The 14,491-nt window shown below is 71.6% G+C and carries 9 protein-coding genes and 1 riboswitch; of the genes, 3 read left to right on the top strand and 6 right to left on the bottom strand.

Annotated elements, in window-relative coordinates:
* Nucleotides 1–186 precede the first annotated feature (186 nt).
* Nucleotides 187–3,783 carry a cobaltochelatase subunit CobN gene (gene cobN / locus H504_RS0131845; protein WP_026426102.1) on the bottom strand — a complete coding sequence of 1,199 codons (3,597 nt, stop codon included), beginning with the start codon at nucleotides 3,781–3,783 and terminating at the stop codon, nucleotides 187–189.
* A 48-nt stretch (nucleotides 3,784–3,831) separates the two neighbouring features.
* A riboswitch (cobalamin riboswitch) is annotated at nucleotides 3,832–3,948 on the bottom strand.
* A gap of 41 nt (nucleotides 3,949–3,989) precedes the next feature.
* Here cobN and H504_RS0131840 point away from each other — a divergent pair.
* Genes H504_RS0131840 through cobJ form a run of 3 tightly spaced genes read left to right on the top strand, consistent with a single transcriptional unit; the run spans nucleotide 3,990 to nucleotide 7,215 of the window.
* Nucleotides 3,990–5,090, top strand: a complete 1,101-nt coding sequence (locus H504_RS0131840) for a hypothetical protein (RefSeq protein WP_026426101.1) — start codon at nucleotides 3,990–3,992, stop codon at nucleotides 5,088–5,090.
* A 2-nt stretch (nucleotides 5,091–5,092) separates the two neighbouring features.
* Nucleotides 5,093–5,713, top strand: coding sequence for a precorrin-8X methylmutase (locus tag H504_RS0131835; RefSeq protein WP_026426100.1), 621 nt, complete (start codon nucleotides 5,093–5,095; stop codon nucleotides 5,711–5,713).
* Nucleotides 5,710–7,215 carry a precorrin-3B C(17)-methyltransferase gene (cobJ, locus tag H504_RS0131830; protein ID WP_026426099.1) on the top strand — a complete coding sequence of 502 codons (1,506 nt, stop codon included), beginning with the start codon at nucleotides 5,710–5,712 and terminating at the stop codon, nucleotides 7,213–7,215. Before H504_RS0131835 ends, cobJ begins: the two co-directional genes overlap by 4 nt.
* A gap of 40 nt (nucleotides 7,216–7,255) precedes the next feature.
* On the opposite strand, the gene H504_RS0131825 is transcribed toward cobJ, so the two are convergent.
* The 5 genes from H504_RS0131825 to cbiE form a co-directional block, all read right to left on the bottom strand.
* Entirely contained in the window at nucleotides 7,256–7,987 is a 732-nt protein-coding gene (locus tag H504_RS0131825; RefSeq protein ID WP_026426098.1) for a dienelactone hydrolase family protein, read from the bottom strand.
* Between the two features lie 1,370 nt (nucleotides 7,988–9,357).
* Nucleotides 9,358–11,775, bottom strand: coding sequence for a DEAD/DEAH box helicase (locus H504_RS0131815; RefSeq protein ID WP_026426097.1), 2,418 nt, complete (start codon nucleotides 11,773–11,775; stop codon nucleotides 9,358–9,360).
* Complete coding sequence (locus H504_RS0131810) at nucleotides 11,772–12,491, bottom strand: cobalt-precorrin-6A reductase (protein WP_026426096.1); 720 nt, start codon at nucleotides 12,489–12,491, stop codon at nucleotides 11,772–11,774. The genes H504_RS0131815 and H504_RS0131810 overlap by 4 nt, the downstream gene beginning before the upstream one ends.
* Nucleotides 12,488–13,231, bottom strand: coding sequence for a precorrin-4 C(11)-methyltransferase (gene cobM / locus H504_RS0131805; protein WP_026426095.1), 744 nt, complete (start codon nucleotides 13,229–13,231; stop codon nucleotides 12,488–12,490). The genes H504_RS0131810 and cobM overlap by 4 nt, the downstream gene beginning before the upstream one ends.
* The gene (gene cbiE, locus H504_RS0131800) at nucleotides 13,228–14,406 is read right to left on the bottom strand and encodes a precorrin-6y C5,15-methyltransferase (decarboxylating) subunit CbiE (protein ID WP_245614540.1); all 1,179 of its coding nucleotides are present in this window, start codon (nucleotides 14,404–14,406) and stop codon (nucleotides 13,228–13,230) included. The genes cobM and cbiE overlap by 4 nt, the downstream gene beginning before the upstream one ends.
* Between the last annotated feature and the right edge of the window lie 85 nt (nucleotides 14,407–14,491).

Below are 14,491 nucleotides of genomic sequence, written 5' to 3'. Positions count from 1 at the left end.
ATGGGCTCGTGTGAAGCGGGCAGTGATCCCTGAGTGGTTGGGTGGTTGTCGACGCTGGTGGTGGGGAAGCCGCGTCTGGCGTGTCGTCGTGCTTGATTGGCGCAGGACGACGACACGCCGCGCGAGACTGGCGATTTCGACCACTCGGCAGCACCATCTGGTTAGCGCCGAAACCCCGCTGGGGAGCTACTCGGAACCGGCCTCGATGTCGCCCTCGACTTCCAGGTAGAGGGCCTGCAGGTGCCGCAGGGTGTCCGGGTCGGGGTTGGCCCACATCTTGCGGTCGGCGGCTTCCAGGAGGCGTTCGGCGATGCCGTGCAGAGCCCAGGGGTTGGACTCGGTGAGGAACTTGCGGTTCTCCGGGTCGAGCGCGTAGGTCTGGGCGAGTTGGTCGTACATCCAGTCGGCGACGACGCCGGTGGTGGCGTCGTAGCCGAAGAGGTAGTCGACGGTGGCGGCGAGTTCGAACGCGCCCTTGTAGCCGTGGCGGCGCATGGCCTCGATCCAGCGCGGGTTGACCACGCGGGAGCGGAACACCCGGTTCGTCTCCTCCGCGAGCGACCGGGTGCGGACCGACTCGGGGCGGGTGCTGTCGCCGATGTAGGCGGCGGGGGCGCGGCCGGTGAGCGCGCGGACGGTGGCGATCATGCCGCCGTGGTACTGGAAGTAGTCGTCGGAGTCGGCGATGTCGTGTTCGCGGGTGTCGACGTTCTTGGCGGCGACGGCGATCCGCCGGTACGCGGCCTCCATGGCGGGGCGGGCGGCGACGCCGTCGAGGTCGCGGCCGTAGGCGAAGCCGCCCCACACGGCGTAGACCTCGGCGAGGTCGGCGTCGTCGCGCCAGTTGTGGCTGTCGATCAGCGGCAGCAGGCCCGCGCCGTACGCGCCGGGTTTGGAGCCGAAGATGCGGGTGGTGGCGGTTCGGTCGTCCTTGTCGGCGTCGGCGAGGACGTGGGCGCGCACATAGTTGTCCTCTGTGGACTCATCGAGGGCGGCGACCAGCCGGACCGCGTCGTCGAGCAGGTACACGACGTGCGGGAAGGCGTCCCTGAAGAACCCGGAGATGCGCACGGTCACGTCGACCCGGGGACGGCCCAGTTCCGCCAGGGAGATGACCTCCAGGTCGCTGACCCGCCGCGACGCCTCGTCCCACACCGGGCGAACACCAAGCAGGGCAAGGACTTCCGCGATGTCGTCACCGGCGGTGCGCATGGCCGAGGTGCCCCACACCGACAGGCCGACCGACCGGGGCCACTCGCCGGTGTCCTTGCGGTACCGGGCGAGCAGCGACTCGGCCATCGCCGACCCGGTCTCCCAGGCGAGTCTACTCGGGACGGCTTTCGGGTCGACCGAGTAGAAGTTGCGGCCGGTGGGCAGCACGTTCACCAGGCCGCGCAACGGTGATCCGCTCGGGCCCGCCGGGACGTAGCCGCCGTCCAACGCGTGCAGGATGTTGCCGATCTCGTCGGTCGTCGCCGCCAGCCGGGGCACGATCTCCACGGCGGCGAACGTCAGAACCTCGACCACAGCAGGGTTTTCGGCGCCCAGAACGTCCACACAGACCTGTCGGGCGTCGCCCCAGCCCGCGTCTTCCATGCCCTGCACCAAAGCGAGCGCCTGCGCGTCGATCTCGTCGACCCGGGTGCGGCTCTCCGAGCCGTCCTCGGCCAGTCCCAACGCCTCGCGCAGGCCGGGCAGGGCCGCCGCCTGGCCGCCCCACATCTGCCGGGCGCGCAGCATCGAGTTGACCAGGTTGACCCGGGCCGGGCCGGTCGGGGCGTCACCGAGGGTGTGCAGGCCGTCGCGGATCTGCACGTCCTTGATCTCGCACAGCCAGCCGTCGACGTGCAGCAGGAAGTCGTCGAACTCGGCGTCGTGCGGACGGTCGGCCAGGCCGAGGTCGTGGTCGAGCTTGGCGGCCTGGATCAGCGTCCAGATCTGGGCGCGGATGGCGGGCAGCTTCGCCGGGTCCATCGCGGCGATGTTGGCGTGCTCGTCGAGCAACTGCTCCAGCCGGGCGATGTCGCCGTAGCTCTCGGCGCGGGCCATCGGCGGGACCAGGTGGTCGACCAGGGTGGCGTGCGCGCGCCGCTTGGCCTGGGTGCCCTCGCCGGGGTCGTTGACCAGGAACGGGTAGACCAGCGGCAGGTCGCCCAGCGCCGCGTCGGCCCCGCAGGACGCGGACAGGCCGAGGTTCTTGCCGGGCAACCACTCCAGGTTGCCGTGCTTTCCCAAGTGGACCACCGCGTGCGCGCCGAAGCTGCCCGCGATCCACCGGTACGCGGCGAGGTAGTGGTGACTGGGCGGCAGGTCCGGGTCGTGGTAGATGGCGACGGGCTTCTCACCGAAGCCGCGTGGTGGTTGGACCATCAGCACGAGGTTCCCGGCCCGCAGCGCGGCGAGGACGATCTCGCCTTCCGGGTCGCGGGACCGGTCGACGAACAGCTCACCCGGGGCCGGACCCCAGTGTTCCTCCATCGACTCGCGCAGGTCGGCGGGCAGGGTGTCGTAGAAGGCGCGGTACTCGGCGGCGGAGATGCGCACGGGGTTGCCGGTGAGCTGCTTCTCCGTGAGCCAGTTCGGGTCCTGCCCGCCCGCCTCGATCAGCGCGTGGATGAGGGCGTCGCCGTCACCGTTGGCCAGACCCGGCAGCGTGTCGGCGGGGCCGAGGTCGTACCCGGCGTCGCGCAGCGCGTTGAGCAGGCGGATCGCGCTGACCGGGGAGTCCAAGCCGACGGCGTTGCCGATGCGGGCGTGCTTGGTCGGGTACGCCGAGAGCATCAACGCGATCTTGCGCTCGGCGGGCGGGGTGTGCCGGAGGGCGGCGTGCTTGACGGCGATCCCGGCGACCCGCGCGGCGCGTTCCGGGTCGGCCACGTAGACCGACAGGCCGTCGGCGTCCCTTTCCTTGAAGGAGAAGGGAACCGTGATGACGCGGCCGTCGAACTCGGGCACGGCGACCTGGGTCGCGGTGTCCAAGGGCGACAGACCGTCGTCACTGTCCACCCAGGACGCCCGGTCCCAGGTGAGCGCGAGTCCCTGCAGGATGGGGATGTCCAGGTCGGCCAGGGCACCGACGTCCCACGCGCCGTCGTCGCCCCCGGCGCTCGCGGCGGCCGGGAGGGTGCCGCCTGCGGCGAGCACGGTGACGATCAACGCGTCCAGCGTGCCCAAGACGTCGAGCAGTTCGGCGGGCGCGGTCCGCAGCGACGCGCAGTACACGGGGACGGCCACTCCCCCGGCGTCTTCCACCGCGTCGGACAGGGTGGCGATGAACGCGGTGTTCCCGGACAGGTGGTGGGCCCGGTAGTAGAGGACGCCGACGCGCGGCCCCTCGGTGCGGTGGGCGACCCGGTCCAGGCGCCCCCACGGCGCGAGCTCGACCGGCGCGGCGAACCCGGTGCCGGTCAGCAGGATCGTGTCGGACAGGAAGTGAGCGAGCTCACGCAGGTTGTCCGGCCCGCCGTGCGCGAGGTACCGGTGGGCCTCCGCGACAACCCCGCCGGGCACGGTCGAGCACTCCATCAGCTCCGCGTCCGGGGCCTGCTCACCGCCGAGGACGACGACCGGGCGCGGTCCGGCGAGCAGCGCGGCCAGCCCGTCCTCCCAGGCCCGCCGCCCGCCGAGGAGCCGGACGACGACGACATCGGCGCCGTCGAGCAGGGCGGGCAGGTCGGCCAGATCGTTGCCGTGCAGCCGGGCGGGGTTGGCGAGCCGGTAGTCGGCCCCGCTGGCGCGCGCGGAGAGCAGGTCGGTGTCCGAGGTCGACAAGAGCAGGATCATGCGAGCCCTCCTGGGGTCCGCGCCCCGGGTCGTGGGTCGCGACGGCCGGAGTGTCCTGGCTCCCGGATCGACGCTCGCCCGGCCTTCCGGCGGTTGCCGTGGCTGGTTCAGGTCTGCTCCCCGGTGACAGTGGCGGGACCGCGCCGGATTCGCACCGGCTTCCTCCACCTGCCATCGCTGTGTCCCGCTCACCTTATATTCGGACGGTGGCCATCCCCCAGCGCCGAACGGGCGCAGACGCGTGCCCCGGCGCCCTCGACGTGCACCGGGCGGCCGATGGCGGCCTGGCGCGGATCAGGATTCCCGGCGGTCGGGTCAGTGGCGAGCAGGTGCGGCGGCTGGCGGATCTGGCCGTCGACCTGGGCGATGGCGGTCTGGAGTTGACCTCCCGGGCCAACCTGCAACTGCGCGGGCTGGCCCAGGGTGCCGAGGTGGAGCTGGGGGCGGAGCTGGCGGCGATCGGGCTGCTGCCGTCGCTGACCCACGAGAAAGTGCGCAACATCATGGCGTCGCCGCTCGGGTCCGGGGTGCTCGCGGCGGAGTTGGACGCGGCGGTGTGCGCGGAGCCCCGGCTGGCGGGGCTACCGGGGCGGTTCCTGTTCGCGGTGGACAGCGGTGCCGGGGACGTGGCGTGGCTGGGCGCGGACGTGGCGGCCATACCGGTCGACGGTTCGTTCGCGGTGCTGCTCGGCGGGGTGGACCACGGGGTGCGGGTGGCCGCCGGGGATGTGGTGGCCGCGCTGGTGGCGGTCGCGCTGGCGTTCCTCGACGTGCGGGACGGGCAGTGGCGGATCGCCGAGTTGCCGGATGTGGGCGGGCTCGCGCGCCGTTTTGCACCGGGCGTGGGACGGTTGGCCGCCCGGCGCCCCCCGACCGGTGGACCCGTGGGGCCGGTCGTGTTCGCTGACGGCGGACAGGGGGTCGGGGCGGCCGTCCCGCTGGGTCGGTTGACCGCCGAACAGGCCAGAGCGCTGGGCGATGTGGTCGTGACACCGTGGCGGGGGCTGGTGGTGCGCGGCGACCTGCCCGGCGGACTGGGGTTGATCACCGATCCGGCGGCGCCCGGTATCGGGGTGACGGCGTGCGCCGGGCGACCCGGGTGCCACCAGGCGCTGGCTGATGTGCGGGCGCTGGCGATGACGGTGTCGACGCCGGGGCGGGCGGTGCACTGGTCGGGTTGTGGGCGCCGGTGCGGACGCCCTGCCGGGGATGTACTGGACGTGGTGGCCGCGGAGACCGGGTTCCTGGTCGACGGGGTCGCGGTGGAACGGGTGGCCGAGGCGGTCGCCCGGGGAAGGCAGGAGTGAGGGTGACCGACTACATCCGGGACGGCGCGGAGATCTACCGCCGCTCGTTCGCCACGATCCGCGCCGAGGCCGACCTGGCCGGGCTACCGGTGGACGTGGCGCGCGTGGTGGTCCGCATGATCCACGCCTGCGGGATGGTCGACCTGGTCGACGATGTCGCCTACTCCCCCGATGTGGTCGTCTCGGCCCGCGCCGCGCTGCTCGGCGGGGCACCGGTGCTGTGCGACGCGCAGATGGTCGCCTCGGGCATCACCCGTCGGCGACTGCCCGCGAACAACGAGGTCGTCTGCACGTTGGGCGACCCACGAGTGCCTGACCTGGCGGCGTCGTTGGGCAACACGCGCAGCGCGGCGGCGGTCGAGTTGTGGCGGGACCGGCTGGCCGGGTCGGTGGTGGCTGTGGGCAACGCTCCGACGGCGTTGTTCGCATTGTTGGACATGATTGACGCCGGGGCCGAGCAGCCTGCCGCGATTCTGGGGTTGCCGGTTGGTTTCATCGGGGCGGCCGAATCCAAGGAAGCCCTTGCCGCGCACGGTGTTCCGTATTTGGTCGTCCGGGGGCGGCGTGGCGGTAGCGCTATGGCGGTGGCGGCCGTGAATGCGATCGCGAGTGAGGAAGAATGACCGGGACCCTTTATGGCGTCGGGCTCGGTCCCGGCGATCCGGAACTCGTGACGGTCAAGGCAGCCCGGTTGATCGGCGCGGCGGATGTGATCGCCTATCACAGTGCCCGCCATGGTCGGTCGATCGCGCGCGGGGTGGCGGCGCCGTATTTGCGTGAGGGGCAGATCGAGGAGCAGTTGATCTATCCGCTCACCGTTGAGACAACGGATCATCCGGGCGGTTACGCGGGTGCGATGGCGGAGTTCTACGAGCACGCCGCCGCTCGGCTGGCCGCGCATTTGGACGCGGGTCGCGATGTGGTGGTTTTAGCCGAGGGCGATCCGTTGTTCTACGGGTCCTACATGCACATGCACAAACGGTTGTGTGACAGGTATCCGACAGAGGTGGTACCCGGCGTGACCTCTGTCAGCGCCGCCGCCGCGGTGTTGGGTCGGCCGTTGGTCGAAGGCGAAGAGGTGCTGACTGTCTTGCCGGGCACGTTGTCCGGAGAGGACCTGGCCGAGCACTTGGAGCGCACGGACTCGGCGGCGGTGCTGAAGCTGGGTCGGACGTTCGGCAAGGTCCGGGACGCTTTCGCGGCGGCGGGGAAACTGGACCGGGCTTTGTACGTCGAGCGGGCGACGTGGTCGGAGGGACGGGCGCTACCACTGTCCGAAGTGGCCCCGTCGACCGTGCCGTATTTCTCGTTGGCGTTGTTGCCGAGTCCGTTGAATGACGGACCGGGGGCTGTCGTCGAGCCGTCGGGCGCTTCTCCGGCGGGTGAGGTCGTTGTTGTCGGCACGGGGCCCGCGGGGCGGCCGTGGTTGACGCCGGAGGTGCAGGAAGCGTTGTCCTCGGCCGATGATCTGGTCGGATACAAGACTTATCTGGATCGGGTTCCGGTCAACGCCCGGCAGCGGCGCCATGCGTCGGACAACCAAGTGGAGGCCGAGCGGGCCGCGTTCGCCCTGGACCTGGCCAAGCGCGGCCGTCGGGTGGTTGTGGTGTCCTCCGGCGATCCGGGCGTGTTCGCCATGGCCGCCGCCGTGTTGGAGGTGGCGGCGGACCCGGAATGGGCTTCGGTGCCGGTTCGGGTTTTGCCCGGTGTGACCGCCGCCCAAGCCGTGGCCAGTCGGGTGGGTGCACCGCTCGGGCATGATTTCTGTGTGATCTCGCTGTCCGACCGGCTCAAACCTTGGTCGGTCATCACCGACCGGCTCGCCGCCGTCGCCGCCGCCGACCTGGCGATCGCCATCTACAACCCGGCCTCCCGATCCCGAACGTGGCAACTCGGCGAGGCCAGGGACCTGTTGCTGCGCCACAGATCCCCCGACACCCCCGTCGTGATCGGCCGGGATGTCGGCGGCCCAACCGAATCAGTCCGCGTGGTCCGCCTCGTCGACCTGGACCCGACCACCGTCGACATGCGCTGCCTGCTGCTGGTCGGCTCGTCACAAACCGTCCACATCACCAAACCGGACGGCAGTTCCGTCGTCTACACCCCCCGGCACTACCCCGGCTGAGCCGCCGCTGTCGAGGCAGACCCTCGACAGCGGCGGGCTCTCACTTCAGGTGCCGGGCGAAGAACCGGTTCCCGGCGTCCCCCTCGAACTCGGGGACGCCGGTGTGTCCGCCCATGTTGGCGTGCAGCGTCTTTTCCTTGGAGCCGAAGGCGTCGAACAGGTCCAGGGCCTGTTGGCGGTCGTTCCCCTCGTCGTCCCACTGGAGCAGGACCTGCAGCGGGATGGTGACCTGCCGGGCCTCGTCGAACATGGCGCGGGGCACGAAACTCCCGGCGAACAGGATGGCCGCCGAGATCCGCGGTTCGACCACCGCCAACCGGACCCCGATGGAGATCACCCCGCCCGCGAACCCGACCGGGCCGCCGATCTCGGGCAACGTGAGCAGGACATCCATAGCAGCCCGCCACTCCGGAACCGCGGCCTCTACCAACGGCAGGACCAGCCGGTCGACGATCTCGTCGTCGACCGGGCCACCCGCCGCCAACGCCCGACGCAGGTCGGCGCGGGCCTCCTCGGCGGCCGGGGACCGGGGGCGGTCGCCGCTCCCGGGTAGCTCGATAGTGGCCGCGGCGTAGCCAGCCGCCACGGAACCCCGCGCCCGAGCCGCCAGTCGGGGGTACATCTTGCGCAGCCCGCCGGGATGACCGAGCAAGATCAACGGGACCGGCGCGGAGGGGGACGGGGGCGTCCACAGGACGCCGGGGATGTCGCCGAGGGTGAACTCGCGCTCGACGACACCATCGTCGAGGCGCTGTTCGGAAGTGAATCGCATGGTCGTGCCTTTCGGGAGTGCTCGTGAACGGCGCTCCCGGACGACCTACCGCCCGACCGTGACCCCAGAGGGGAGCACCCATGTCGATACGTTCACAGGTACCACCTCCCTCGCTCACTCGCACGGCAACCGGAAAGGTAGCAGCGCCCGCCACCGACCGCCAACGGGATTTCCCGCACCTCGCTCGCGACGGCCATCGCGTCGCCAAGATCGAGCCGGCCTGAGCAGCCCCCGAATCCAGCCTAGTGGTGGCTACCGACCCTCCGACCCCCTCAGCAAGCACCCTGTGGACAGCCCCACCCGCTGTGGACAACCGCAGGCCAGGGGTAGAGGTGCGCCGGCCCGCTGTCGGCAGCGGATCAGCCCACACGGGCGGAAGCACGCCGGCCCGGCCCGCCGTCGAGAACGGATCGGCACGCACAGGTGGAGGCACGCCCATCGGCAACGGGTCTGCCCGCAAGAGGGTGCAGCCAGCCGGGAACGGAGTTGTCCACACAGGGTGGAGCCGACCACAGGATGCTCGCTGAGAAGTCCGAGGGGTCGGTGGTGGTCGGTAGGCTGGATTCGGGGGCTGCTCAGAACGATCTTCAGGGAGCGGTGGTTGGGCCGGTCGCGGCGAAGGAGGCCGATCCGAACTCGTCGGGGGCTTGCCGCAGCAGAGGCGGGTGGCCGCGGTGAGAGTATGGAGAGCTTCGTGGGGTTGTCCAGCAAGGGGATCAGCCCGGTCACCCTGGGTCGGTCAGGTGCCATGCCGGGGCTCGGCTGGGGCAAGGTCGAATAGAACTGATGCGCTCGTCCCGCCAAGATCGGACCGGCCTGAGCAGCCCCCAAATCCAGCCTAGTGGTGGCTACCAACAGTCCGGCCCCTTCAGCGGAGCCTTGTGGACAACCCTGTGCACTGTGGACAACCGCCGATCGAGTCCGAGGGCGGTGTCGGTGGTGGTCAGTAGGCTGGGATTCGGGGGCTGCTCAGAGCGATCTTCAGGGAGCGGTGGTTTGGGCTGATCGCGGCGAAGGAGGCCGATCCGTACTCGTCGGGGGGTTGCCGCAGTGGAGGTGGCTGTGCGGAGAGCAAGGGGGGCTTCGTGGACGCGGGTGTCCAGCAAGGGGATCAGCCCGGTCACCCTGCGTCGGTCAGGTGCCGTGCCAGGGCTCGGCCGGGGGCAAGGTCGAATAGAACGCCGCCAAGATCGAACCGGGCTGAGCAGCCCCCGAATCCAGCCTAGTGGTGGCTACCGACAAGTCCGGACCCTTCAGCGGGGCGCTGTGGACAACCCTGCGCACTGTGGACAACCGCCGATCGAGTCCGAGGGCGGTGTCGGTGGTGGTCAGTAGGCTGGGATTCGGGGGCTGCTCAGGGCGATCCGGGGTCAACCGCGGAACTCCACCAATGCCGACAGTTCGTCGTTGTTGAGGTCGGAGATGGTCGGGTTGTCGGTGGGGAGCACGGTGGTGGCCAGGGTGCGTTTGGTGTGCAGGAGGGCCGCGATGCGGTCTTCGACGGTGCCCTCCGCGATCAGGCGGTGGACTTGGACCGGGCGGGTTTGGCCGATGCGGTATGCCCGGTCGGTGGCCTGGTCCTCAACGGCTGGGTTCCACCAGCGGTCGTAGTGGATGACGTGGTCGGCGCGGGTGAGGTTGAGGCCGGTGCCTGCGGCTTTCAGCGACAGGAGGAAGACCGGGAAGCGGCCCTCGGTGAAGTCGGCGACGAGGGTTTCGCGGTGGGGGACGGGGGTTCCGCCGTGCAGGAGGCCACAGGGGACGCCGCGGGACTCGAGGTGGTGGCGCAGGAGTTTGGCCATGGTGACGTACTGGGTGAAGACCAGCGCGGCCGAGTCCTCGGCGATGATCGTGTCGAGGAGTTCGTCCAGCAACGCCAGTTTGCCGGACCGGCCCGCCAGGCGGGTGGGGGGTTCGCGCAGGTAGTGGGCGGGGTGGTTGCAGATCTGCTTGAGCGCGGTGAGCATCTTGAGGATGTGGCCGCGCCGGGCGATGCCCTCGGCGGAGCGGATGTCGGCCATGGCGGTGCGGACCGCCGCCGTGTAGAGGCCGACCTGTTCGCGGGTCAGCGGGACCGGGTGGTCGGTGTCGGTCTTCGGCGGCAGCTCCGGGACGACGCCGGGGTCGGACTTGCGGCGGCGCAACAGGAACGGGCGGATCAGCCGGGCGAAGCGGGCCGCGACGACGGGGTCGGCGGTGTCCGACCAGCGCTGCCGGAACGCGGCGCGGGTGCCGAGCAGGCCGGGCGTTGTCCAGTCCACAATGGACCACAGGTCGGTGAGGCTGTTCTCCACCGGGGTACCGGTCAGCGCGACCCTGGCCGGGCAGGGAATCGCGCGCAAAGCCCTGGCGGTGGCGGAATCCGGGTTCTTGGCGTGCTGCGCCTCGTCGGCGACCACCAGGCCCCACGGTTGGGCCGCCAGCCGGTCGGTGTCCCGGCGGAGCACGGCGTAGGTGGTGAGCACGATGCCGGAGTCGACCAGCGCCCGCGCCGTGCCGTGGTAGCGGGTCACCGGGACGGACGGCGCGAAGCGGGCCACTTCCCGCGCCCAGTTCCCGAGCAGTGAGGCCGGGCACACCACCAGGGTTGGCTCCACAGTGGACCGGTGCAGGTGCAGCGCGATCACGGTGATCGTCTTGCCCAGGCCCATGTCGTCGGCCAGGCAGGCGCCCAGGCCGAGCCGGGTCATCCGCTCCAGCCAGCGCAGGCCGCGCAACTGGTAGTCGCGCAGGACGGCGGTCAGGCCGGGGGGTTGCGGCACCGGCGGACCGGACTCGGGTTCGGCGATCCGGGTCCGCAGCTCGTCGAGCCACCCGGTCGCGGCGACCGGCACCTCGCGCCCGTCGACCTCGGCCACCCCGGTCAGCGCGGCGTTCAACGCCTCCGCGACGGTGAACGGGCGCAGGGCCCGTGGCACCACGTCCGGCTCGACCAGGATCCAGCGGTCGCGCAACCGAACCGCGCCCGCGTGGGTGGCCGCGAGCCGGTCTACCTCGTCGGTGGTCAACGCGGTGCCATCCAGGACGAGCTCCCACTCGGCGGCCAGCACGCCGTGCGCGGACTCGGTGCGGCCGACGACCACCCGGCGGGACAACGAGCCCAGCATGTCGCGCGGCCAGTGCACGTCGACACCGAGGCGGACGGCGTTGACGAGCAGGTCGCCGACCTCGGCCTCGGTCAACGCCAACCGGTCCGGGAAGTCGTCCGCGAGCAGGCGCCGCAACGGGGGCCACCGCCGCGCGGCCCGGTGCACCAGGTCCGCCAACTCCGCCTTCGTGTCCTCGTCGCCGCGCTTGAACACCTCGACCGCGTCGACCACGACACCCGGACCGTGGGCCTGGGCGACACAGGTGCCGTCCGGGTCGAGCCGCAACGAGAGCCGGACGCCGGGCAGCCGCAGCACATCGATCGGACCGGCGATGGCCTCGACGAACAGCCGGACCGCCTCGTCGGCCGACGGGGCCAGGTGCGCGTCCGACGGCATCCGCGCGGCCAACTCGGCCAGCCGCGCCCGGTCGTCGTCGGACAACACGCCTCGGGTGAGCTGCCGGAGCGCGACGACCACGACGGCGCCCCAGAACGCGGCCGTCGGGTGGCTGCCGGGACCGCGGCGGGCCCGGGTCAGCACCGGCACCGCGTCCGCGAGGGGCAACCGGACGGCGGCGACGGTCCGGTCGGGCAGTTCGAGGGTGTCCAGTTCCACGTCATCCGGCAGGTCGTCGCCGTGGAAGGCCACGGTGGTGGCCGACTCCAGGGTCGCCGCGCACCGGTCCAGCCCGGGGATCACCGGCGCAGCCAGGCGAGGACCTGGTCGACCGACTCGACGACGGCCGCGTCCGGCGGGGCGGGCCTGCGCACGACGACGACCGGCAGCCCGACCTCCTCGGCGGCGTCGAGTTTGGCCGAGGTCAGCGACCCGCCGCTGTCCTTGGTGACCAGCACGTCGATCCGGTGCTCGCGCAGCAACGCCCGTTCGCCGTCCACTGTGTACGGTCCGCGGTCGAGCAGCAACCGTGCGCGAGCGGGCAGTGGTGGGTCCGGCGGGTCGACGCAGCGGACCAGGAACCAGCGGGCTGACCCGGCGAACGCGGCGAGGCCCTGCCTGCCGGTGGTGAGGAAGATCCGCTCGCCCAAGCTCGTCGCCACGGCACAAGCCTGGTCGAGGGAGTCCACCCAGTGCCACCCCGATCGCGAAGTCCAGCCCGGCCTGCGCAGCACCAGCAGCGGCCGCCCCACGGCGCGGGCGGCGAGCACGGCGGACGCGCTGATCCGTTCCGCGAACGGGTGCGTGGCGTCCACAATGGCGTCGACGTGGTGCGCGACAAGCCATTCGGCGAGCCGGTCGGGACCGCCGAAACCGCCGACCCTGACCTCGCCAACCGGCAGCCTCGGTTCGCGGACCCGTCCCGCGAGCGAAGAGACGACCTGGTGACCGGGGTGCTCGTGCAGGGCGGCCGCGAGTGCCCGCGCCTCGCCGGTGCCGCCGAGGACCAGCACCCTCACCCGCGGACCCGCTCCGCGGCGTAGAGGTGGCTCTCCCGGAACCCGGTGGGGTCGAGCACCCGCCCCACGATGATCACCGCGGTGCGCCGGATGCCCGCCGCCTGGACCTGGGTGGCGATGCTCGCCAGGGTGCCGCGCAGGATCACCTCGTCCTGGCGGGACGCGTAGGCCACGATCGCGACCGGGCAGTCGGCGCCGTAGTTCGGGACCAGCTCGGCGACGACCTCGTCGATCCGCTGGACCGCCAGGTGCAGCACCATCGTGGCCCGCGCGCGGCCCAGGCTCGCCAGGTCCTCCCCCGGCGGCATCGGCGTGGCCTGCGCGGCGATCCTGGTCAGCACCACCGTCTGCCCCACGGCGGGCACGGTCAGCTCCTGCTTGAGCGACGCGGCGGCGGCGGCGAACGCGGGTACGCCCGGGGTGACGTCGTAGGGCACTCCCGCCGCGTCGAGGCGGCGCGTCTGCTCGGCCATGGCGCTGAACACCGAGGGATCACCGGAGTGCAGTCTGGCCACATCGAGCCCGGCCCGGTGAGCGCTGACCATCTCGTCGACGATCTGGTCCAGCGCCAGCGACGCCGTGTTGATCCGGCGGGCCTCCGGTGGGCACAGGTCCAGCAGTTCCTCGGGTACCAGGGCGCCCGCGTAGAGGCAAACCGGCGCGGCGGCGATGATGTCGCGTCCGCGCACGGTGATCAGGTCCGCCGCGCCCGGTCCGGCGCCGATGAAGTGCACGGTCATGTTGACTCCTTCGTGGCCACCCACTGCGTTACCGGCATCGCCTGCCGCCACCCGGTGAACCCGCCGACCGGTTCGGCGCGGCCCACCGACAGTCGGGTCAGGGTGCCGCCGACGTCACTGTGCCAGCGGGCGACCAGGGTCTCGGATTCGAGGGTGACCGCGTTGACCACAATCCGGCCACCGGGCTTGACCGCCGCCCAGCAGGCCTGCAGCACCCCTTCGGCCGTCACTCCCCCGCCGACGAACACCGCGTCCGGCGCTTCGAGGCCGTCCAGCGCGTCCGGCGCCACCCCGCGCACCAGCGTCAACCCTGGTACGCCAAGGGCAAGGGCGTTGCGCTCGACCCGATCGGCCCGGTCTGCTCTGGGTTCGACCGCGATCACCCTGCAGGACGGGTGGGTGCGACCCCACTCGATGCCGACGCTGCCGGAGCCCGCGCCGACATCCCACAACAACTGGCCCGGCTCCGGCGCCAACGACGACACCGTGACCGCCCGGACCTCGCGTTTGGTGATCTGGCCGTCGTGCTCGTAGACATCGTCGGGCAGGCCTGGCACCCGGGGCAGCCGCCGCGCGCCCGGGTCGGCGGCGCACTCGATGGCGACGACGTTCAGCGCAGCGTTGTCGTGCAGGTCAGAAGTGATCCGCTCCCCCGGCCCGCCCAGTTCCTCCAGGACGGTGATCTCGCTGGACCCGAACCCGCGATCGCGCACCAGTGCGGCCACGGCGGCCGGAGTGGAGCCATCCGAGCTGAGCACGAGCACGCGGCGTCCCGGGTGCAGCACGGCGTGCAACCGTTCGACCGGTCGCGCAACGGTGCTCACGACCTCCACGTCTTGCACCGCCCAGCCCAGCCGGGCGCACGCGAGCGACACCGATGACGGATGCGGCAACACGCGCACCTCGGCGAACCGGCTCAGGGTGCTGCCGATGCCGTGGAACATCGGATCGCCGCTGGCCAGCACGCACAGGTCGTCGTGTTCGGCGAGCAAACCGGGGATGGCGGGGAGCAACGGTGACGGCCAGGTGATCCGTTCCGCAACGATGTCCGAGGGCAGCAGTGCGAGCTGACGGGCGGAACCGACGACGACCCGGGCGCGGTCCAACTCGGCGCGGGCCGACGGCGCCAACCCGGCCACCCCGTCCGCCCCGATCCCGAGCACCGTCACCGCCACGGGCCCAGACCCTAACCGACTCGAGATCCCGGCCACCCCACTCGCCCACGACTTGGCCAGGACCCCCTGGTCTGCGACGATGCCT

The organism is Actinokineospora inagensis DSM 44258, from assembly GCF_000482865.1.
GTDB lineage: Bacteria > Actinomycetota > Actinomycetes > Mycobacteriales > Pseudonocardiaceae > Actinokineospora > Actinokineospora inagensis.
The sequence above is the reverse complement of the archived record's forward strand: the minus strand, read 5'-3'. Positions and strand labels throughout refer to the sequence as shown.